The following is a 21899-nucleotide window of genomic DNA, read 5'->3' as shown; positions in this document are numbered from 1 at the left end:
GTCGATCGAGAGGTGACTAGGTGAGAATCGCTCATATCGGACCAGCCGTGTTGCCGGTCGGGTACTCCTTCGGTGGCGCGGTCGAACGGCGGATGGTCGAGCTGGCAGCAGCGCAGCTGCATCGCGGCGACGATGTCGTGGTCGTGTCCCTCGCCCCGGACGGGGACGAGCTCCGCTCCGAAGGGCCAGCGCGGGTGATCCCGATTCTCGACATCGCCTGCCGCACCCCGCGCCCATTGCGCGACATTGAGTTGCTGCTGCGGGCCCGCTCCGGCATCAGGAATTTCGCCCCAGACGTTGTCCACGTCCACAACAGCGCGACGGCGGCCCTATGCCTCGCCGGAATTCCCGCGGCGAAGGTCCTCACATTCGACTACTTCCGCTACCGAGGCTCTGAACGCCGGGTCGCGAAGGCGGCGTACCGGCGAGCGCTGAAATCGTTCGACCTGCTTATGCCGGTCTCGGATTTCTGCGCACGCGAAGCCGCCGAGTTCTGGTCCCTTCCGCTCGCCGACTACCGCGTGCTTCCCAACGGCGTCAACGACGAGCAGTTCAGCCCCGACGACTCGCGACGCGTAGCTGCTCGGCAGCGGTACGACCTGAATGGACAACTGGTGATCGGATACGTCGGCCGGGTGTGCGAACAGAAAGGAACCGACACACTCGCCGCCGCGTTCCGGAGGGTAAAGAAGGCGCATCCCGACGCCGCCTTACTGGTGGCCGGTCCGACCGACTTCTTCGGCCAAACCCGACCGACACCGCTGACCGAACAGATCGAGGAGGTGGGCGGGCGCTGGCTTGGTCCCGTGCCCGAGGACGAGCTCGCCGACGTGTTTCGCTCTCTCGATATCTGCGCGATGCCGACCCGCCAGGACGAGATGTTCGGTATGGCTGCCGCAGAGGCGCTGTCGTCGGGGACGCCTGTCGTTTGCTCCCACCTCGGCGGGCTGCCTGAGGTGGTCCCGCCCTCGGCTGGCGTCCTCGTGCAGCCGGGCGATGCGGAGGATCTGGCCGAGGAACTGATCGCGCTGTGCGACGACCGCGCCGCTCTCGCGAGGTTGGCCGCGGCCGCACCGGGCGAGGCAAGCAAGTTCACGTGGCCCGCCATCGCCGACCGGGCCGAGACGCTATACCGCGAAGTGCTGAAGTGATGATCGGCGCGGAGAGGTCGGCGTGACGCGACCCTTGACGGTCCTGACCAGACCGCTTCGCGACACGACAATGCGCACCGCGCTGCGGGGCGGAGGGTGGGCGCTTGTCGGCACGTTCGTCGGCCGTGTCGCCAACGTCGGCGCGTTGCTGCTCGCGGCCAGGTTCTTGGGCAGCGAGCAGTTCGGCGGCATGTCGCTCGCGCTGTCGACCATGCTCGTAGTCACCTCGGTGAGTGCCCTCGGGCTGCCCGTCGCCGCCCAGAAGCTGGTTGCCGAAGCGCGGGAGATCGATGCCGTCCGTCGCGACCGGTTGATATATCTCACTCTCACGATGACCGTATCCGTCGGCCTCCTCACGATGGCCGGCGGCGTCCTGAGTAGCGCGTGGATTGCGAACGGGATCCTGGACCAGCCTGACGTCGCGCCGCTTCTGGCCGTCGCGTCGATTTCCATACTGACCACCCCGATGACGGAGGTCCTTGCTGGCCTGTTAGCCGCGCTGGAGAGGTTCCGAACGCTCGGACTGTTCCGAGCCGTTCACGGAGCCCTATGTGGTGTGTTGCTGGTCGTCGTTCTCCTCAGCACATCCGGCGCCATGGCAGCGCTCTGGGCACTGGCCGCGGCCGAGGCACTCGCATGCGGGCTCGGACTCTGGCTGGTCACGTCTGCCCGCGGTCCCCGTTCAACCGGCCGTGATGGGCGCACCGAGCTCCTAGTCGAGCTCAGGGCGCTGTTGCGAGTCATGTTGCCGGCGTTGCTCGCGAGCGTTTCGCTGCAACCGGCGCTGTGGCTCGGGCAAGTGCTGCTGAGCAGGCAACCCGACGGTCTTCATCAGGTCGGCACCTTTGCCGTGGCAATGCGGTGGCACTCCATTGCCCTTTTTGTGCCGGTGACGATGGGTTCGGTCATGCTGCCGATGCTCGGCCGGTTGCGGGCAACGGGCCGCAGCATGGACGCTCGGGCGCTGTTCGTCCGGTATAGCGCGCTGACGCTGGGGTTCTCGACGGCGACGTGCCTCGGTCTCATCGCGTTCGCCGGCCCGCTCATGGGCGTGCAGGGTCCGGAGTACTACCTGGCGTCGGGCGTGCTTGTCGTACTCGCCGTCGCCACGGTGCCCGTGGCGCTGAACAACGTACTCGGCGACCGTGCCCTGGCAGAAGGGCGGCTTGCTCTCTGGGTGTGGAGCGATCTCGCATTCGCGATCATCCTCGCTGCCAGTGCGGTCGCTCTGGTACCCCCGCTGGGCGGCATCGGCCTGGCCTGGGCCTATCTCGCTGCCTGTGTCACGACTTGCCTCGTGCTGGTGCCGATCGCACTGGCTGCCCGGTCACCCGCGGAAGGACAGGTATGAACGCGGCGAAGAGCGTGGAGGTCCATCGTCACCCGTGGGTCGCACCGTCCGTCGGGGTCATTTGCGTGGCGGCAGTCCTCTGGGCGGTGGCCCTGCAGCGGGGAGGTTACGCGGCCAGGTACCCGGCCGTGCTCGCATCGCTCGCGACGTTCCTCGCCATTCAGCTGCTGGTTCCGCGAGTCCGTTGGAACCGTGACCGTGTCCTCGGGCCGGGCAACGTTGCCGGGATGCTCTTTGCCGTCCAGCTCGTGGTCATCCCGACGCTGCTCGTGCTCTCCGGCCCCTTCCCCGGCACGCTCGGCGTCGTCCCGGCAGACCAGTACGTCAACACCGCGCTGATGTTGCAGGCGTTGGCATACGCCTGCTATGCGGTCGGCTACGTTGCATGGACGAAGCCCGTGCCGCCAAGACCCTTACTGCTCGAACCGGGGCTTACTACGGGGATTGCCGTCTCCTTTATAGCGCTCGGCGCGATGGGGCTTGTGCTGGCCTTTCCGTCCGTCGGTGCATTCGTCGCCTACTTCAGCGGGAAGGGCGACATCTTTGATGTGGGCCCGGCCTCCCTGGGCAGCGCGGCATCGCAATTTTTGCGCCCGTTTATGGCATACGGCGTGATAACTCTGTGGGCCGCGCAGATCACCCGCCGACGGCCCGGCGCACGCCTGCAGCCTCTCGAGATGGGCCTCATCGTCGTCGCCATCGGCGCATCGGCGACCTACCATTACAACCGCGGGACCGTGGTCGTTCCGCTACTTGCCATCGTCACGGCCTATAGCTGCTTCAGGCGACGGCAGTCACCTGCTCGCATCGTGGGATTCCTGGCGATCCTCGCTGTCCTCGGGTTCATGTTCGGGGAATACCGGACCTTCTATTCGGGCACTCAGGGAGGGGCGATCAACCCGGCAACCGCCGGATTGGACCGGCCAAGCGCCTCATTCACTGACGATTTGCAGGTTTATGGAAACGGCCCGCAGTTCTGGGCCACCGTCGTTCAGGAGGTGGACCAGACCGGAACGCGGCACACCGAGTCGATCGTCGGATCCGCAATGTATACCGTGCCAGTGCTCGGAAAGCCCTTCCGGAACGCCAGCGGGGACACCGCGTACAACGAACTGATCTACGGCCAGCCTGACATCAGCGACCAGATCCTCGGATTTGGCCCGGAACTCTATTGGAACTTCGGCATCCCCGGGATCGTCATCGGCTACTTCCTCTTTGGCTTCGCCGTGCGCAGGTTTGACGATCGTGTCGAAGTGGCGCCCGATGCGCTGGCGTCATACAGCTGGTCGTACTGCGGCACATGGGTGGCATTGCTCGCCGTTAACTCGATTTCGGTCCAAGCGCAGATGATTGTCTATTTCTTCTGGCCGGTTTTCACAATGTTCTTTATCGCGTATCTGGCCCGTTCCCGAATTCTCGCTGGTTCCAGCACTCTGACCGGTTCCCGCGCTAAAGAGGTTCGATCGTGAGAGTCCTGATCGTCGGTGGCGTCTTCGCGCGTGACGAGGAGTACCGGCGCAGTATCAATCCGACGCCGGAGATGACGCTCGAGGCAGGGCTCCGTAGGCGGGGTGTTGATGTCGTGGTGGCACCGCACAGCTGGAGCCACTCGCTGAGGGGGATCGACGTCGTGCACGTACACCACCTGGCGAAGAGCGTGCCGGGACTCGCCATCTGCCGGGCCGTCCGTCCCACGCCGGTCGTCTTCACCAGGCATGGCGAGCAGAGGACCTTGTCGGCCAAGCAGGCCGCCGCGCTCTGGCTCGTAGAACGGGCCGCGGACGCCTGCGTGGCGTTGTCGCATCAGGAGGCCGATCGCCTGCGCCCTCGGGTCCGGGGCCGCGTTGTAGTGATCCGGAATGGGATTGACGTACCAGCCGATCTACCGTCGCCGGTCCTCACGCGGCAGGAGGGGCCATGGCGGCTGCTCTTCGTGGGCCAGCTCATCCCGCTTAAAGCTCTCGATGTGTTGTTCCGTGCGCTGGCGATGATCCGGCCGGAAATCTCTGTCGTCCTCCGGATCGTGTACCACAACTCCGAGCAGCTTCTGCAGCTGCAGACGCTCGCCCAGCAGTTGTCGATCAATGACATTGTGACGTTCGTCGGCAGCCGGGACGCCGCCGGCATGATCGAGGAGTACCGCCTCGCCGACATGCTGCTCCTTCCGAGTCTCACCGAGTCACTGCCGAGCGTGGTCACGGAGTCGCTGCTCGCACACAAGCCTGTAGTGGCGAGCGCCGTAGGGGGTATCCCTGAGCAGGTTCAGGACGCCGGCGTGCTGGTTCCGCCTGGAGACGATGCGGCGCTTGCGTCCGCGATACTGAAGTTGATCTCCGACTACTCGGGCTACATGGCCAAGACGCAGGCCCGGGCACGCGACGTCAAGCAGCAGTATGCGGTCGAGACGATGATCGACCGGCATCTAGAGTTGTACGAGTCGCTTTCACAAGGCCGCGACAGCACGGCGAAATGGCCAGCCCATGCACCCGGGGGATGACCACATGATGGAACCCGCCGTCAGCATCGTCATGCCGGTCCGAAACGTCCAGGGCACCATCGACCCGGCGATCCGCTCGATCCTGGCGCAGACGTGGAAGGCGTGGGAACTCGTTGTCCTCGACGACGGGTCCACCGACCGTACCGTGCAGCAGCTCCGGGCGTGGGCCGATCTCGACGATCGGATCCGGCCCTTTGTCGACGGCCGCGCGCTCGGGCTCCCGGCTCGCCTGAACGAGGGTGTGCGGCACAGCCGCGCGCCCATCATTGCGCGGATGGACGGCGACGACATCTGCTATCCGCATCGGCTGGAGACCCAGCTCACATTCCTGCGCGAGAATCCGGACGTCGACGTCGTTGGAGCGGGATCGATGGTGTTCATGTCTGATGGAACCCCACGTGGTCCCCGTTCTCAGCCTGGCGGACACGAGGAACTCACCGCGAACCCACTGCTGAACGGTATCCCCCTGTCGCACCCCACCTGGATGGGGCGGCGTTCGTGGTTCCTCCAGTTTCCTTACGACCCGCGCGCCCGGCGCTGCGAAGATTGGGAGGTGCTTTTGCGTGGGCACCCGTCGAGCCGGTACGCAAGTCTTCCCGACGTGCTCCTGGGGTACCGGGAGGATCGGATCAAGCTGCGCAGTAGTGTCGAATCGCGGCTGCACCAGGTTATCTTTCTGCCGCGCTACGGAGTTCGTGACCGGCGGGTGCTATCAAGCCTGCTCGGTGCGGCCGGCCAGCTCGCGAAGGTTGCTCGTGACACCATGGCCGTCATGGCGCGACGGCAGGATCTGGTGCTCGTCCGCCGCAATCAGGTCCCGACCCCATCCGAGATCGCCACCTGGAAGGTGATGTGGTCAAACTTCGCCGATTCATGACAACCGGTTCGCCGAGCCACTTCTGGATTCGGTGAATCACCGGATGCGGGAGGCCCGTCGTACCGTGCAGATCACCAGAGCTCAGGCGGTCAGGGCCACCCGGTTTCTCGCGATCGCCCTCGCCGTCGTGCTTACCGCATGCGAATCGGGCCCGGTCCAGTCGCGGCCTTCTGACCGGCCGCGTCCGCGATTGACACCCCCATTCGCGACGGGCGCCCTCTCTTTCCTCACCGAGGTATACGGCGACAGCGGGCCACTCCTCGACCAACGGCTGCGCGAACCGTTGGCTAATGGTGCCAGCCTGCACCCAAACCTCGATGGGGAGGAACGCCGCCTCGTCGAGGGAAACCGCCGCCCGTTTGCGTACTTCGCCATTCCGGCCGAAGCGAATGTGGCAGCCTGCTACCCAAGCTCGACCGATTTGGACGCCGGTGGGACGCTCCGGGAGCTCGGGGTCACGGCACAGTCGTCGGCGTGGCGCCTCGGAATGCCGGAGTTCGACCAAAGTGGGGGCTGTTGGGCGCAGGACCGCCCGAACCTCGTCGCCCTTCCCGACGACCAAGCGTATGCAAGGTGGTCGCGCTTCTACCTCGACGCGAAAGGCCTTCGCCCGTATCTGGAGCAGTCCGCCCAACAACGCGGATACAAGTGGATGTCGGTTTGCGTCTACGCGTTCTGCCCCCAGTACGCGTATGACCTCGGATCTGATGCGGTACTGCTCGAGCGAGGCAACGATGAGATGAGCGGGATGAGTCCGGGTCTCGCAATGGTCCGGGGTGCGGCCCGACAAAACAATAGCCGTGAATGGGGGATCGACATCTCGGGATGGCGCTTCTGGAATGACGGTCCGACCGCGTTCGGCGACAACGGACGCCTCGTCACTGGCTGGTCACCGTCGATGTTCGAGCGGAGCATGTATGCGGCGTACATGGCTGGCGCCGATGTGATCTTGAACGAGGCGGCCAACTACGGCTACGGCACAGCGGACAGCGGCAGTAACCCTCTCGGTGTGGTCGTGCGCGATTTTGCCGATTTCAGCTTGCGCCGGCATCCGGACCGGGGCGTCCCCGAGGTTCCAATGGCAATTGTGCAGGACCACTTCTCTGGGTACGAGCCGCGGTTCGGCGAATTCGCCCAGGTGCCACTCAAATGGTATTGGCAGAACTCCTATACGAACGGCGACCGCATGTTCAGCGGGCTGCTTGACGTTGCCTATCCCGGCCACGAAACGTGGGGAACGATCGTGGCGAGCGCCCCATGGCGGGTCACCGGTGCCGATGGGACGGTGGATACCCACGCCACCCAGGCCGCCTATCGCGCTGCCCTGGCTGCATCGACCGCCGACCCGCGGGTGTGGGAACCGATGGGAACCACGCGGTGGGGTGAGTCGCTCGACGTGATCACAGATCGGGCGCGGCTCGCCACACTGCTTCGCTACCGGGTCGTGGTTCTCGCCACTAGCGGGCCGGTCGCTGCCGACCTGCTGGCAGACCTCAAGGAGTACGTGCGGCGGGGCGGCACGGTCGTTGTCAACGCGGCCCAGCTCGAGCCAGGCCTCGACTCGTTGACAGATGTTGAGATTTCCGCGGAGCGTCGACCAGCCAACTCCGTCACGTGGTCTGACGGCACGGTCATTGCGGAGAGCGGGTTCAACTACGTACGTGTCGAACCGCGCAAGGGTGCCGAAATCGTCGCCGCAACGTCCGACGGCGGCCCTGCCATCATCCGCCACGAGCTCGGCGCCGGCTCGGTCTATCTGACGACGGCAGACCGTCTGCTCGACGTCGAGGGACATAGTGTGCTCAAGTCCGGTCAGCGGCTCCTCGACGAGCTGCACGCCGCTGTGGCGACGGTAACCGTCGACGGGCCCCCGCTGCAGTACCTGGTAAACAAGGTAGGCACAACCACCGTCGTGACCTTGATCAATGCCGATGTCGGCGGCTCCACGTGGCGCGGCCAGTTGCGCTTTAGGACCGATTCGAAGTCCGCCTCCGTCCAGGAGTGGACGGCCGACACACCGGTGGAGAGCTCGGTCGCTGCAGGTGAGGTGGTCGTCGACGCCACCGTTCCACCATTCGGCGTCCACGTGTACGCGATGCAACCGGGGACCTGATCGCACCTGATGTCGTATGGGCGCCCGTCACCAAGCCATGATTGAGCGTCTGAGCATCGGCGTCCTGCTTTTCGCCACTGCTTCCCACCGGCAGGACGCGGACATCGAAAACTCACTTCCCTGAGCATGCAGGTGATGACTTGCGATTTCGCGACCACGTTTACTGCGGGCGCGCTGCTGCCAGAAGCGAGCAGCCACCTACCACCAGAACGGAGATGTCCGGGGCCAAGCGAAAGCCCGCGCGTTGCACCCCGGTGATCGCTCTTGTCTTCAGATCTCTCGCGGCGGAATCTTCGGACGGCGGAGTGTACCGGGATGCGATGACCTCGTAGCCGGAATCGGCTAGTAAGGCAAGGGCGGTCTGTTTAGTGAAATAGTGAATGTGGCCCAGGGCCTGACGGTGTGCCATGAGCACATTGCGCAGCAGGGAATAGCAGGTGAGCTCAAGTGGTATGTGGAACAACACCAGATCAGCATGGGGTCGTAGCTGTCGTGTGAAGCCAAAGCAGTCTTCGACGTGTTCGATCACATCCATTACGAGCATCACGTCGTATTTGCCGACAACCTCTCCGACGGTGAACCGAATCCCTGGGTGCCGTTGTCTCGCGCGTTCAATCGCCGTAGCCGAAACATCAAAACCAGTCATTTCTGCCGCGGGGTAGGTATCGCGAAGCGCTGCCAGTACTCCCCCGACACCGCACCCGACATCGCAGATCGTCGCCGGGTCGATCCCTAGGTCAGTCATCAGCCCCACGCACTGCTCCGCCTTCTCTTCCGAGTCTTCGGCGTGCCAGGTCGGATTGCGATCCAGATAAGTTCCGTCACTGTAGATTTGCTCACGCATCGGCGCTCCTACGGCTCACTGGTATGTTCGCTCGATTTACCACCGCCATCGATGACAACTTATTCAACATGTACGCTCGCTTAATATGCGATTTCACCGATGTGGGTAACGTCTTGCTTGCAATTTTTCTTATCGAACTCCGATTAAAATTATAGGTGATGTAGTTTAGCGGGAGGCTGGCCGAGGTTCTTAGTTCGATCCTTTCACTTGGCTGCACAACGCTATAGAAAGACTCATATTCAGGCCAGTCATAATCGGCCATCCAAGTCCAACAATTATTTTCCAAATATAGATTTTTCAACTTGTGAGCCGCCAACTTATTCGTCTGGCATACGAACGGAGTACCTTCTAGTGAATGCACGTGCTTCAACATTAGTTTGATACTCTTTTCACTAACATAGCTGTTTACAAAGAGATCAAATCCGAGTTCTTCCTTCAACTCCGACAGTACTCTGAACACTTGAACATGTTCTTCATTGCCGTACTCACCCCATGGGTTGTGTGTAAATACCAAGCTCTCACGGTTCAATTCAACTTCTAAAATACGCAGGAGTTTCTCAGCGTTCTTCTCATATAGCGAGCTTCTTCGGCGTAGTTGCAGTCCACTGTCGGCCTCCTTCGGCTTATTCCAGTTGGCGGCCTCGAATGCATCGGACTGTCTTAATCTCAAGAACCTGACTTTGGCAAGCGGATACATTTCCATCAATGCAGCTCGGCCGCTGTCCCAGCTCTCTTCTGAAGTCGCGGATGGACCAAAACAGACTAGAACACTTTTGCATTGATGCAGAATTGAACTAAACCAGAGTATTTCGTCATCGGGGTGGGCGACTACCATGACAGCATTTTGAATTTGTACCATCGTGTAACCTCGTAGCTTCGGATAAACGATGCGCACACCGTAGATAGGCAATATTGAAGCGGTACGTTATGGAAAGGTAAACCTGCCCGAGGTGGTCAGCGAGATCACTTGACCGCCGAGCATGCCGAACAGCAGCCCCGCAGCGATCCACCATTTCTCGTCGCGCAGGAGCTGCAAGTACGTGCGCGCGCACAGTGAAGACACCCCCCTTCCGTTCGCGCCGAGACAGCTGCCCGTAACCGCACGGCCGTGCACAGCAATGACAACGTCATTAGCCACAGGCGGCGTGAAACCTAGTGATCCGCGTCACGCTACCATCGGCTGATGCGGTCGACAAGCAAAACTCGCAGACCCAACGAGTTAGTGTGTGGTAACCAGAGCGCGGCAGCGAAGTCAGAAGAATTACTGTTCCTGGATATAGGCTGCCCCTAGCAATCGCGAGAGCCATGGCGTCGCGCCCTTGAAGTGCAAACCATAGGGCGGCGTTCTGCGGTTTTAGCAATTATTACTGTCGAGGCCATGGCCATCTTGGTTTGCAATGAATCTAACGTCGCCAGACTGCGTCATGGCAACGACTCTGGCGATCAGTTGTCCGGCGGCCGTCGCCGATGCAGGCGTGGAACCAGACACCCACCCAGGTATTCGTCGCGGAAGTGGTGGGTCTCGGCCTCGCCGACGCGCGCAGGGTGTCGCCGTATACCGCCGCGACCTCGTCGACCACTTATCGGCCGGCGGATATCTCGACGTGGAGACCCTCAGTGCGCGGGCGTCGCGTGCATGAGAAGCTCACGGATACCTGAGGTGCTGGCTAAGCCGCCGGGTGACGCGGGCCGCCTGATCTGCGGTCCGCACGGGCCCGCATGACCCTGTCCTTTGCCGCGCGCAACGACGGCCCGAGCGGCGAGGACTTCAGCCCTCCGAGGGCAGCGCGCCGCATCCGCCTCATCCGCCGGCGCAGCACGTCCGCAGGCACCTCGCCCACGCATACCGGAACCGAGCCGGTCATCGCCAGGCGCTTGTAGTCTTCCTCGCCGCGACCGAGGTCGATGCGCGTCAACCCGGTTTCCGGGGCCATTGCGATCAACTCTCGCAGCAGCATCCACCCCGGCCCCAGGTCAGCGTGCGACGGCTCGAACACCGGGAACCACCAATGCAGGACGCCGCCGTCGCGCAGCCCGAAATGTGCGGCTAGCAGCGTCTGGCCCGCATAAACCGCCGACAGTATGCCGCCGAAACCGTCCACCCTGGTCTTCAGGAGTCGGTGTAGCAGCTCCTGCCGGCCGGGCACAGCGAAGTAGTCGAGCACGCCGGTGTTGGCATACTGCGCCCGTTTGATCTCGATCAGCCGATCCAACAAGTCCGGGTCCTGGGCGTCCCACACCAGGCGCACTTCGCCCAGTTCGCGGCCGGCCCTGTTAGTTTTCCGCCGCACCCGCGACATCTTGTCCCGGCCCGCCTTGCTGATCCGCGACAGATACGCGTCGAGCCCGCCGGTGGTGTCGACGAACGGTGACGGATGGCGCTCCTCAACCCACGGCGCGAACTCGGTGCGCTGCTCTGGAAGGTTGTCGAACTCCAGGGCGCGCAGGCCGGTCGCCCGCACCAGCTCGAGCGGGTCGACGCGCACGCTCGGGGCCGCGACTGGGCCTTGGAAGTCGGCCGCCGGCCAGCCGGCGGGCCGCGCCACCCGCCTGCACACCTGTACGGGGAACCACAGCTGGCTCTGATGGTCGTTGGTGGCCACCTGGACGTCGCCAAATACCGCGTGCACCGCCGCCGCAAACGCCGGGTGAAAGAATGGGCTGTCCAGCGAAGGATCGGCCTCGCGAACCTGCCGCCACGAATTCAGTTCCCCCGCGCCCAGCTTGCCGAAGTCGACCAAGTTCCAGGCCACGCTGGTTAGCGTAACTGGGCAAACTGGAACATTTGCGCTGTTGGGCTGAAGACGTCGCCTCGGGCGCGACGTCCAATTGGCAAGTGCGGGTTGACGTTCCTGAATGCCCAGGATGAGGACTGCGACTGGCAACGGCGCCGCCCGGGGGCCGAGCGCTTCAGTTCCTGGTCCGGCGCGCTCGAAAGACTGACAGCAATACCCCCAGCGCGAGACCGATGCCAAGCCCGAGGAGGTTGTCGATGACATCCCGGCTCTGGCACCCGCGTCCTAGCATCGGCGCCAGCGATTGGATGACTTCGATGGCCAGCGGCAAGGCAAGGACAGCTACAAGCACCCGGGCCGTGGCGGGGGACCGACCGAGGAGTCCGACCGCCAGGCCGAGCGGTACGAACAGGATGACGTTGAGGCCAGTTTCGCCAAATTGGAGGTAATGGGAGAGCGGCGCCAGTCCGATGCGCCCGAAATCGCATCGGCCTGGCGGCGGAGGTCGGCCCCTGAACCCGCCTGCGAGGGGTGTGATCGTCGCCGCGAGCACGCCCCCCACACTCATGATGAGGAGGAACGCGATCCAGTTCTCGGTGCGCAGCCGCCGTGCGACACGGCCGGCGACCGCGACTGCCGTCACGGTCGTGATCGCCAGCCCGGGTAGGAACCACGGAAGGACGCCCGGAAGGTCCCTCAAGTTCTCGCCAGCCTAGATGGCCGAGGCTCGGTCGAGCTCAATGTCGCGACCGCGTCGTTGCTACTGGAATACCGACGAACGACGCGACTACCAGATGCGCCGGCGCCGGTAGTGGTGGGGCGATCATCGGAAAACTCTCTTATCAAGGGCCGTCGGCCGGGCGATCACCTTGGCCGGCACTCCGCCCGATTCGACTCGGTTAGACCAAGGCCACCGCACGAGGGCAAAATTCGGCTGCCGCGCCGGGGTCAGCTTCAGTGCTGCCGACAACGCGAACAAGAATAGCTGTACGGATGAGGCATAACGGGGTAGCGCCCAACGACACGCCCACTGCGACAAAGGGCTGGGAGCACGGCAGCTGGTGCGCTGCGGCATCATCGCCGTTGTTGGCCAACGCGCGTAAACCTCAACGGCTGGCAGGCGGCGAGGCGTGACAGGGGTTGCGCTGGTAGCTGCGACGGCGAACGCGTTTTTCATACCGACGTAGTACCGTACGCCATTGGGGGGTGACCTCCCGCGGGTTGGCAGACGGTCGTTCCTGCGTCGTCTGTGGTTGGAGGATCAAGCAGGCATGACAACGAGGACGCGGCTTCTCGTGTCGATACGACCATGCACGTCGATCTGATCGAGCCGACCGATCGTCGTTGGCGAGACGCGCTGACGATGGTCCGGCACGACTTCTATCACTTGCCCGAGTACGTCTCGCTCGAGTCGAGTCGACTGGGGGGCACGGCGGTTGCCGCCTACGTCGAGCAGCGTGGCGTGCGGTTGGTTCTGCCGCTCATTCGTCGAGCGATACCGGGCAGCGATACCTTCGATCTCGTTTCGCCGTACGGCTATCCGTCCCCGATTGCACAGTTCGAGGACGTCGCACTACTGCGAGGTGCGTTCTCCGCTGTGATGCAAACGCTGCGTGAACAAGGTTTCGTGTCTATGTTCGTGCGGCTTCATCCGATCCTGGAGTTACCCGACGGCGCGTTTATTGGCCTCGGCACACTGGTCGAACATGGGCAGACAGTATCAATCGACCTGCGCCAGAACGAAAGTGAGCAATGGCGCGGTATCCGCGCGCGCTTTCGAACATCGCTCAACCGTAGTGAGCGGTTGGGGCACCGAGCATTCATGGATGACACCGGCGAACACTTCGACCGGTTCATCACTCTCTATCTCGATACGATGCGGCGCCAGAACGCGGCAGCCGAGTACTTCTACTCGCGGGACTACTTATCGAGACTCTGGCTGGAAATGCGCGGACATATGCACCTCGGAGTCGTCGAAATCGAAGGGTCGATTGTGTGCGCGGGCTTGTTCGGCGAATCCAACGGCATTGTCCAGTACCACCTGTCGGGTACCGACGAGCAGGCGCTCGAGCTCAGTCCGCTGAAAATCCTGCTCAACTACGGGCGACGTTGGGCGACGCAACGAGGCGCTGACGTCCTGCATTTGGGCGGCGGAGTAGGCAGCGCCCAGGATTCCCTCATGCACTTCAAGGCCGGCTTCTCTGACCGGAGGCACCCCTTCAAAACTTGGCGCGTCGTGCTCGATGAGCAGCAATACACGGAAATTTCGGGAAAGGAGCCGGAATCGACCGGCTTCTTTCCCGCTTATCGCAGAGAGTGCCCCCAAGAGCTGTAAAGACCTTCCCCTCAAAAGAATTAGCTTGTATAGATGCGCAGTGTCATGGGCAGCGCCACCAACGCGTCGGCGGCTCCGCCGTATCATGATATGAGGAGTTTGCTGCCGCGACAGTGCGTCGCTTTTCTGCGCTATCTGCGCGACAGGACGGAAGGCCAAGCATGGTTCGTCTGGTTCACGTCACCACGGTTCCTCAGACGCTGTGGTTCCTTGAGGGGCAGGTCGGCTACCTGAAGGCCCGGGGAGTGGACGTGTGGGCGCTCTCTTCACCGGGCGAGCTGCTCGACCAGTTTGCCGCGCGCGAGGGGGTCCCGGTTCACGACCTTGAAATGCCGCGGCGTATTACGCCGCTGCGCGACATGGCCACGACGGCCCGGCTATGGCGCTGGCTGCGCGAGGTGCGGCCGGACATCGTCGACGCCCACACGCCGAAGGGGGGACTGCTCGGCATGGTGGGGGCGTGGCTGGCGCACGTGCCGGTGCGGGTCTACCACATGCACGGCTTGCCGCTCATGACGGCCACGGGGCTGAAGCGGCAGCTGCTGCGGTGGGCCGAAAAGGTGTCGTGCCTGCTGGCGCAAGAGGTCCTCTGTGTCAGTGCCTCGCTCCAGGAGGCCGCGGTGGCGGAGGGGTTATGCCAGCCGGACAAGATTACGGTGCTCCACCACGGCAGCATCAACGGCGTCGATGCCGAAACGGGATTCAACCCAGCGCGTGTCGGCGGCATGGCCCGGGCCGCCGCGCGGGCACGCTATGACATTCCAATCGATGCTGAAGTGATAGCTTTCGTCGGCCGCGTGGTCCGTGACAAAGGGCTTGTTGAGCTGGTCGAGGCCTGGCAGATACTTCGCGCGGAGCGTCCCGAGCTCCACTTGCTGGTGGTCGGCCCCTTCGAGTCACAAGACCCGTTGCCCCCAGAGGTCGAGGAGCTGCTGCGATCCGACCCGCGCATTCACTTGACCGGGCGGATCTCGGACATGCCCCCGATGTACACGGCTATGGACGTGGTCGTACTCCCGACGTACCGCGAAGGGTTCGGCATAGTCGCCATTGAGGCTGCCGCGATGGAGTTGCCCGTCGTCGCCACCGAAGTGCCCGGCTGCGTGGACGCCGTTCAGGACAGTGTGACGGGAACGTTGGTGCCATCGCGCGACGCGGCGGCGCTGACCGAGGCGATCCGCCGCTACCTGCTCGACCCGGAGCTGCGGCGCCGGCACGGCCGGGCTGGGCGGGAACGGGTGCTGCGGGATTTTCGGCAGGAGGACCTCTGGGAACAGATATACGCGGAGTACACGCGCCTCCTGCAGATGGTCCAGCGGACGCGCTGACTCATCAAAAGGTGCCCGCGTAACGCTGATCGTCGCCTCGTCTGAAAATGCCCGCGTAGCGGCGTGTCGAAGCGGCGTTCCTGGTGGGAGCCGTCGGTCCAGACGGTGGTGCATCGATGATTCCGGCAGGTTGCTGCCGGGGAGTCATTGTGTTCGCCGCGAGTGTCGACAATTCGGCTTCACCGCTTATCAGCGCCCGCCTCACAACGACAACGGCGCAATTGGACCTAGTTCTGACTGCCCGCCAGGCCCAGATCATCACGATGCTGAAGCTCTGTCTGTCGAAGCGGACCGCAGAACATCCGTATATCGCGGTTCATATGGTCAATATTCACGTGCACAGCCGGTTGACCAAGCTGGGTGTGCGCACCCGCACCCAGGGTGTGGCCCTGGCCCGCGCCATCGGCTACCGAGGGCGAATCCAGGAACTAGTCCCTGATCCACTGAAAGATCGCTCCGATGGTCCATGTACTGCCGGCAGGCCCCAAACGATAGTAGGGGTGTGTATCACGAGTTAACTCCCAAGCGCCGTCCGGGATCGCTGGAGAGCGTGTGGTCGGCCTCAAGGGCAATGCGCTTGACAGCATTATCTCGGCGGGCGTTTCAGCCCCGATGCTGACGCCTCCGCCGCCGGTAGGGCGTTCTGCACTCTGCTCAGAGCCTGGACCATCATCCCGCCGATCTGCGACGAGATTCCCGTAATCCGCTGGCGGAAGAGCGACAAGCGTTCACCTTGGAAGGTACTGACATCATGACTCGGGTTGCCATCATTGGAGCGGGACCATACGGACTTTCGATCGCGGCGCATCTGCGGGGGTACGGTGTTCCGTTCCGCATTTTCGGCACCCCCCTAGATACCTGGCGTCGACACATGCCGGTCGGGATGCTGCTGAAGTCGGCCGGTTTTGCATCGAACCTCAGCGCACCGGATGGCCAGGGAACGCTCGCAGCATATTGCGCAGAGCAGGGGATTCCGTACCACGTCACTCACATTCCTGTGAGTCTGGAGGTCTTCAATAGTTACGCGCTGGACTTCCAGCAACGATTCGTTGCCGACCTCGAGGAGCGGCAAGTCGTAGCCCTCGACCGGAAGGGTGACGGCTTCATGCTGGAACTGGATGACGGAGAAGTGCTCCAGGCCGATTTCGTTGTTGGTGCAATGGGAATTACGCATTTCAGCCGAATTCCCAGCGAACTCGCCCATCTTCCGGCCAACCTGATGAGCCATAGCTCAGCGCACAGTGACCTCTCACATTTCGCGGGACACGACGTCACCGTGATCGGTGGCGGCTCGTCGGCGATCGATGTCGCCACTCTCCTGCATGAGGTGGGCGCACGGACCTCCCTGGTGGCCCGGCGCGACGTGCTGAGGTTCACTTCTCCGCCCGCAGTTAGGGGCGCTGGCCGTTGGCAGCGGATCCGCTACCCGCTCTCGGGACTTGGTCCGGGGCTGAAGCCATGGATACATCAGAAGTTCCCCAACCTATTCAGGTATCTGCCAGGGCAGGCTCGGCTCACGATCATCCGTCGCAGCCTTGGCCCAGAAGCGGGGTGGACGATGAGGGACCGGTTCGAAGCCGGGGTCGCCGTCGCCGTCGGCCACACCGTTGAACGGGCCAGCGAAGAAAACGGGCAGGTACGGCTGATCCTTCGCTCCCAGGACGGCAACACGCGAGAGGTCCTGACCGATCACGTGATCGCCGCGACGGGGTACTACCCGAACATATCGGCGGTGGATTTCATCAGCGAGGATCTCCGTTCTTGTATCCGGACGCATGCTCAGATGCCGGTGGTCTCGACCAAGTTCGAAAGTTCGGTTCCTGGGCTGTACTTCGTTGGGCTCTCCTCTGTCAACAGCTTCGGCCCGCTGATGCGTTTCATGGTGGGTGCGGAGTTTGCGGCCCCCCTGGTAGCCCGCGCTCTGGCCCGCCGTGTACGGCGACGTCAGCCGGTCAGCAAGCCCGGCCAGCGTGTGATCTTGGCGCTTCCGCTCCTCTGTCGCCGACTGAACCGCCCGGATGAGACCCCGACTGAATCGTTAGGCGTCCTCGCGGCCGAGTCGAACGAATCCTTATCGGCGTAGCGAGCTAGAGTCAAGGAGGGCGACCGATGGCCCACCAGTTTGCTGTCCGGCAGTCGTCGCTGTGGACGGCGATCCATAATGTCGCAAACCGCCCAGATCGCACCGCGGCCCATTTGTACATCAAAGATGGTCGCGCGTGTCTAGTTCTTGTGGCAACTGCGGCCGTCGCGATCAATGCGTGGGCACTTTTTCCGTCACGCGGGGGGTCGGGAGCCGACGTTCAACTCCCGACGGCATCGCCCCCCTCTGCCGCAGTCAAGTCGGCGTTGGACGGTGTCGTCGGCGGAGGCATCCGCTTTCAGGGAGATACCCTCACGTTGAACGCGGCCGTACGGTTGTCGTCGGAGCCGACGGAGTATGGGCCGGCCGCGTGGTACCCGAGCCCGGCCGCTGACGTCAGTCAAGTTTCGCTGAGGTCGAAGCTCCAGGCATTGCTGATGTTGTTGTATTCCCAATCAGACATCGGGGATCCGGCGGCTCTCGAGGCGAAGTTGCAGGCGTTGTTAACGTTGCCTGATTCAGTACTGGCACAGTTGCTGGAACACCCCGATCTGGCCGACTTGAAAAAGACGCTGGACGCTGTATTCCTGGGGACAACTGATCTGTCGGCAGTCAAGACCGAGCTCGACAAAATCGATGTCACCTCAGTGCAGGGACCATCCGAGAAGATCGATGTCGTCAACGTAAATGGCAAGCCGGCGTACATCGTGCATACGTCTGCCGACCAGATGGGTGCAATGGACGCTGCTGGGTCGTCGATGTCCGCGCTGCCATCACCACCAGGCGGACCGGTGACGGTGACGGTAGTATCCCTGGTTCTAGCGCCAGCCCGCCAGGTCATGTCTGCTTTCACGGTGGCGCCGACCACTGAACAGCTGGCGCCACCGCCGGCGCCGGTGAGCCTGTCGGCGTCTGCTTTCACGGTGGCGCCGACCACTGAACAGCTGGCGCCACCGCCGGTGCCGGTGAGCCTGTCGGCGTCTGCTTTCACGGTGGCGGCGACCACTGAACAACTGGCGCCACCTCCTTTGCCGACATCTACACCTACGGCTACCGCTCCCACTGCGTCGCTGCCGACCAGTGCCCCTGAGACGTTCCGAGGGGTCATCTCGTCAGGGAACAAATTCGAGCCTGGGGAGGCGGCGGCACAACAAACCGCCAACAATCCGCCCGCAACCAATTCCCCTGAAACGCACGGCCCGCGCGCGCATCGCGCTATGCCGGGGGCGCAAACGGCTGCGCGAGGTGGGGGAAGCCGCGCTGAAGCAGCTGGCGAAGACGTAACCGGGCCGAGCGCCAATGAAAGCGGCAGCACATCTTCGGGAGGCGGAACGAGCCCGTAGCTTGCGGTGCCGAGGTATCGCAGCAGTTGGATGCGACGCGGTCCAAGGCCCCCACCACACCCCGCCGCTTAGCGCCACCGAACCAACCGTTTGGCAGCCCATCGCATATCTGGTTGACCGGCGCGCTGGCGAGTTCCACGGAACTCCGAATCGGCGGCGCATATTCGAAGTAGCACAATGCTTTTCAATCTCTTGGACGCTCCGGTGCGGCATCACGAACCCAGACCGATTGTCTTCCTCGGCTTCGTCTCGCTGCTGATTGTGCTCGACGTCGGCGGCCTGATCTTCTGGCTTGTGCGGCCGTCGTCCGACCCAACCAGCGCGCCGCCGCCGTCAGCCACACCGACTACGCCGAGCCCCGACACCGATCGGCTATTGCGCCTCGTCCCAGCCGGTTATCCAACCGACGCGTGCAACCCCATCAGCGCGCCGAAAGACTCACTCGCACAGGTCAATTGCGACAAGAACTCCGACCAGGGCGGACCACTGACTGCGACCTACACACTGGTTGAGAACAAGGGACGCGACGGCGTCAGGCGGGCCGCCGGTGACATCGAAATACACCTTGCCCGTGGTCTTTTCGCAGTGACCAAGCGTCGCCGGATTGACGCGCTGCGGTGTCGCAACGCCTAACAAAACGCGGTACGTCTGGCCGTTGCGGGGCGCGGCCGTTCAGGTTGGACACGATCGGCGTGGCGGCGCCCCAGAGTGCCTCGTCGGTGGCGGTGGCCTACCACAGCGTGCCCGCGACTGGGTACGGGATGGTATCCGAGCTCGGCCGAAGGCCGGTGATCGTGCAGCCCTGGACGATGTTGCCGTCGACGAGCTTGGCGTGGCTTCCGATGGTCGTTGTCGTGACGTCCTCGGCCGATGCCGGGGGATGCTGCGATGGTGCCTGCGGTGGCGACGGTCGCTGCGACAGCCAATACCGCGGTGGGCCTGGTGATCTTCACAATGGTGTGCGCCGGAGTCGTCCGACTGCGGCATCCCGCAGCGGGATCTAACACTGTAAAGGGAGTTATCGGGTTGGGTCGCGCTTGTGGGCAGCGGACGGCTTGCGCTCTGGCGCAACAGAATTCAATCTCTCGACCAAAAATGCAGCCTAGAGCAACACGGTCACCTTTTTGCTCACCGCGAATTCTAGTCAAGGTTGCGCTGAATTCTCTGGCGATGGCGCATGGTTGGCGATTGCCTCATTGACATGCAGCAAGATCATCCACTGCACGTGGGGACCGACACTTTCGGAGTGGGGTCGTCCCGCAATGGTTGAACAGGAACGCGTGCCTGGCCAGGCGTCGTCGGCTCGCTGAGCTCATAACGAATCACGACAGGCTGACCACGCTGCAGCCCTACCTGGACTTCGAAGGTGGGGTGACCGCGTTCCATGCCGCCGAAGACTGACGGCACCTTCATGCCGTTGACAAAGACCCCCGTTAGTGTCGCCCCCTTGGTGGCGAGAAGCCGAACCGATGTGGCGTTCGTCGCCCAGGGGAGGTCGACGTCCGGCGTCAACTCACGAAGGCCTCCACTGCCCGCGATGTATTCCGGTAACGGGACGTCGGGGACTGTGTTTGTCAATCGAACAGTGACCGCGGACTTCCGGGTGTCGGAATCACAAGCGCCAGCGGAATATTCGATCTGCCGCGTCAGATAATAGTCGAGCTTGTTTCCGCCGAGGTTGTTGATTACCACTGATGCGAACGGTGCTGGATCGTCCGGAACGATGTGCGCAAGGGGAGTTTCTTCGAGAAGTCTCTGCTCATCGGGGTTGGCGCTCCACACCGCGATGCGGCCTTCGCTGACGGATTTGCCCAGGGCATCCAAGAGCGCGCGGGGCGATTCCAAGTGGCCTGTCATCTTGCGTACTACAGCGGCAGCGACGTCCTGAAGATATTGTTTGCGCGCTTCGTTGTTGTCGGCGAACCGGACATACGAGGTGTTCTCGGTCAACTCGACAACGTTGTCGGCGGTGATCACTTCGCCATCCGGCATCGTTACGGACCCGACTGCCCCAAGGATGTAACTGAGGGCGACCGGGTCAATGGAGATAGCACCGTTCACGCGTTGTTCGGAGATCTGCTCCCACATGGACTGCCAGATGCGCCCCGTATACGGGAAGTGAGAGCTGTAGTTGCTGTTCCGAAAATCTGTGGTGGGGTTGTTGAACCCGTACTCCTTGTTGAACTCTTCACCGAGGTCGATCGGTGCGTATTTTCTCTCAAGAGCGATGTTCTGTCCGAGTGTGTCCACGCTTGCGGTGCCGTTGTTGAACTCGAGAATTCCGAATCCGCCAATCAGTCCACCGGTGCCGCGAGCTTCGGCGTTCGTTTGAAATCCTATGAAGTAGGCCCTCGGGCCGTCGGCGCCCATCATGGGCCCTGCGAGACGACCCGCGAGCGCGGTGTTATGGAGTAGTTCTGCCAGATCTGACGTCTGTGTTTGGAGCGCAGAGCGCGCGTCGCCGATGGCCGAGAGGTAAGCAGGATCTGTGATGGATTTGGCTTGAGCGTCGAGATTGGTCGCAGCTACGGAGATCTCATCCAGTTTTCGCGCATTTTCGCTCAGTAGTGCAACATCGACGCGACCATTGCCACTGAGCAGGTGCTCGGGAGAGAGGGCTTCCGCAACATCCACGGACGGCTTCAATACATCCGAGGCGAGACCGAGAACGACATCGGAAATCTGCTGTCCGCTTTTGAAGGGGCTGCCCAACCACGGCACGACCGATGCGATGTTCCACGGTATGGAATGAGTTGCATCCTGTGCCTGCCGCGCATGTTCTTGTGCTGCGTCCGCCCACCTGGTGGCCTCGCCGGCGTTCGCTTTCGAGAGTGCGTCTTTCGCTTGCTGGGCGTCGCTGCGTGCTTGTTCGAGATACGACTTGGCCTGGGTCGCTTGATATCCGAGCCAGCCCGCGAACGCGATGACGAGGAGTAACAGCAGTCCAGCTCCTGCCACCAGCCGCCGACCTCGGGGTATCGATCGCCACCTAGGCCGCGGTTTCTCGAAGGGCGCGTTGCTGTCTTCAGGCAGTTCGTCATCCATTGACGGCCTGCGATCGCCGTCTCCTGTGTTTGCCACGCCGAAACTACCCCCCCATGAGTGCCGATTCTTCCAGTGTGAAGCAAAAGTGGCACATGCGGAAGGAGTTTGCTAAAACTTCAATCGCCTTCGTTCTGACAATGCAGAATCGACCACTCGGCTCACCGAGCGGTCGATTCTGCGTTTGCTAACGGAGGCGG

Annotated in this window: 18 protein-coding genes; 10 read left to right on the top strand and 8 right to left on the bottom strand. The window is 62.8% G+C overall.

Features of this window, described 5'->3' with window-relative positions:
* Positions 1–20: 20 nt before the first annotated feature.
* From A5724_RS02360 to A5724_RS02335, 6 genes are all read left to right on the top strand, one after another.
* Complete coding sequence (locus A5724_RS02360; protein WP_369830595.1) at positions 21–1151, top strand: glycosyltransferase family 4 protein; 1131 nt, start codon at positions 21–23, stop codon at positions 1149–1151.
* A gap of 22 nt (positions 1152–1173) precedes the next feature.
* The gene (locus tag A5724_RS02355; RefSeq protein ID WP_156752093.1) at positions 1174–2502 is read left to right on the top strand and encodes an oligosaccharide flippase family protein; all 1329 of its coding nucleotides are present in this window, start codon (positions 1174–1176) and stop codon (positions 2500–2502) included.
* Between the two features lie 128 nt (positions 2503–2630).
* The gene (locus tag A5724_RS02350) at positions 2631–3971 is read left to right on the top strand and encodes a hypothetical protein (protein WP_156752092.1); all 1341 of its coding nucleotides are present in this window, start codon (positions 2631–2633) and stop codon (positions 3969–3971) included.
* On the top strand, positions 3968–4999 hold the full coding sequence (locus tag A5724_RS02345) for a glycosyltransferase family 4 protein (RefSeq protein ID WP_067795525.1): 1032 nt from the start codon (positions 3968–3970) through the stop codon (positions 4997–4999). The genes A5724_RS02350 and A5724_RS02345 overlap by 4 nt, the downstream gene beginning before the upstream one ends.
* 7 nt (positions 5000–5006) lie before the next feature.
* Positions 5007–5876 carry a glycosyltransferase family 2 protein gene (locus A5724_RS02340; RefSeq protein WP_197518517.1) on the top strand — a complete coding sequence of 290 codons (870 nt, stop codon included), beginning with the start codon at positions 5007–5009 and terminating at the stop codon, positions 5874–5876.
* A 64-nt stretch (positions 5877–5940) separates the two neighbouring features.
* Positions 5941–7989 carry a hypothetical protein gene (locus A5724_RS02335; protein ID WP_067795514.1) on the top strand — a complete coding sequence of 683 codons (2049 nt, stop codon included), beginning with the start codon at positions 5941–5943 and terminating at the stop codon, positions 7987–7989.
* Between the two features lie 160 nt (positions 7990–8149).
* On the opposite strand, the gene A5724_RS02330 is transcribed toward A5724_RS02335, so the two are convergent.
* The 5 genes from A5724_RS02330 to A5724_RS02315 all read right to left on the bottom strand — a co-directional run bounded on the left by A5724_RS02330 (position 8150) and on the right by A5724_RS02315 (position 12211).
* Positions 8150–8833 carry a trans-aconitate 2-methyltransferase gene (locus A5724_RS02330; protein ID WP_067795511.1) on the bottom strand — a complete coding sequence of 228 codons (684 nt, stop codon included), beginning with the start codon at positions 8831–8833 and terminating at the stop codon, positions 8150–8152.
* Entirely contained in the window at positions 8826–9728 is a 903-nt protein-coding gene (locus tag A5724_RS32775) for a PIG-L family deacetylase (RefSeq protein WP_232004671.1), read from the bottom strand. The genes A5724_RS02330 and A5724_RS32775 overlap by 8 nt, the downstream gene beginning before the upstream one ends.
* A 30-nt stretch (positions 9729–9758) precedes the next feature.
* Entirely contained in the window at positions 9759–9896 is a 138-nt protein-coding gene (locus A5724_RS33540) for a hypothetical protein (RefSeq protein WP_156752090.1), read from the bottom strand.
* Between the two features lie 604 nt (positions 9897–10500).
* Positions 10501–11586: a GNAT family N-acetyltransferase gene (locus A5724_RS02320; RefSeq protein ID WP_232004670.1), complete on the bottom strand. Its 1086-nt coding sequence runs from the start codon at positions 11584–11586 to the stop codon at positions 10501–10503.
* Positions 11587–11743: 157 nt separating this feature from the next.
* Positions 11744–12211, bottom strand: coding sequence for a VanZ family protein (locus A5724_RS02315; protein ID WP_156752089.1), 468 nt, complete (start codon positions 12209–12211; stop codon positions 11744–11746).
* A 666-nt stretch (positions 12212–12877) separates the two neighbouring features.
* Here A5724_RS02315 and A5724_RS02310 point away from each other — a divergent pair.
* The 4 genes from A5724_RS02310 to A5724_RS33535 all read left to right on the top strand — a co-directional run bounded on the left by A5724_RS02310 (position 12878) and on the right by A5724_RS33535 (position 18657).
* Complete coding sequence (locus A5724_RS02310) at positions 12878–13903, top strand: GNAT family N-acetyltransferase (protein WP_067795501.1); 1026 nt, start codon at positions 12878–12880, stop codon at positions 13901–13903.
* Positions 13904–14064: 161 nt separating this feature from the next.
* On the top strand, positions 14065–15231 hold the full coding sequence (locus tag A5724_RS02305; protein ID WP_067795496.1) for a glycosyltransferase family 4 protein: 1167 nt from the start codon (positions 14065–14067) through the stop codon (positions 15229–15231).
* Between the two features lie 751 nt (positions 15232–15982).
* Positions 15983–17314: an NAD(P)-binding domain-containing protein gene (locus A5724_RS02295; RefSeq protein WP_082964802.1), complete on the top strand. Its 1332-nt coding sequence runs from the start codon at positions 15983–15985 to the stop codon at positions 17312–17314.
* Positions 17315–17340: 26 nt separating this feature from the next.
* Positions 17341–18657, top strand: coding sequence for a hypothetical protein (locus A5724_RS33535; protein ID WP_156752088.1), 1317 nt, complete (start codon positions 17341–17343; stop codon positions 18655–18657).
* 438 nt (positions 18658–19095) lie between these two features.
* Here the strand turns inward: A5724_RS33535 and A5724_RS35065 are convergent, their stop codons facing one another.
* From A5724_RS35065 to A5724_RS02285, 3 genes are all read right to left on the bottom strand, one after another.
* A complete protein-coding gene (locus tag A5724_RS35065) occupies positions 19096–19293 on the bottom strand; it encodes a DUF1942 domain-containing protein (protein ID WP_369830594.1) in 198 nt (65 codons plus the stop codon).
* Between the two features lie 94 nt (positions 19294–19387).
* The gene (locus A5724_RS35060) at positions 19388–19468 is read right to left on the bottom strand and encodes a DUF1942 domain-containing protein (RefSeq protein WP_369830597.1); all 81 of its coding nucleotides are present in this window, start codon (positions 19466–19468) and stop codon (positions 19388–19390) included.
* Between the two features lie 401 nt (positions 19469–19869).
* The gene (locus A5724_RS02285; protein ID WP_067795473.1) at positions 19870–21702 is read right to left on the bottom strand and encodes a DUF4012 domain-containing protein; all 1833 of its coding nucleotides are present in this window, start codon (positions 21700–21702) and stop codon (positions 19870–19872) included.
* Positions 21703–21899: the final 197 nt, after the last annotated feature.

The organism is Mycobacterium sp. ACS1612 (assembly GCF_001667505.1).
In the GTDB taxonomy this organism is placed as follows: Bacteria; Actinomycetota; Actinomycetes; order Mycobacteriales; family Mycobacteriaceae; genus Mycobacterium.
This window is presented reverse-complemented; position numbering and strand designations above follow the sequence as displayed.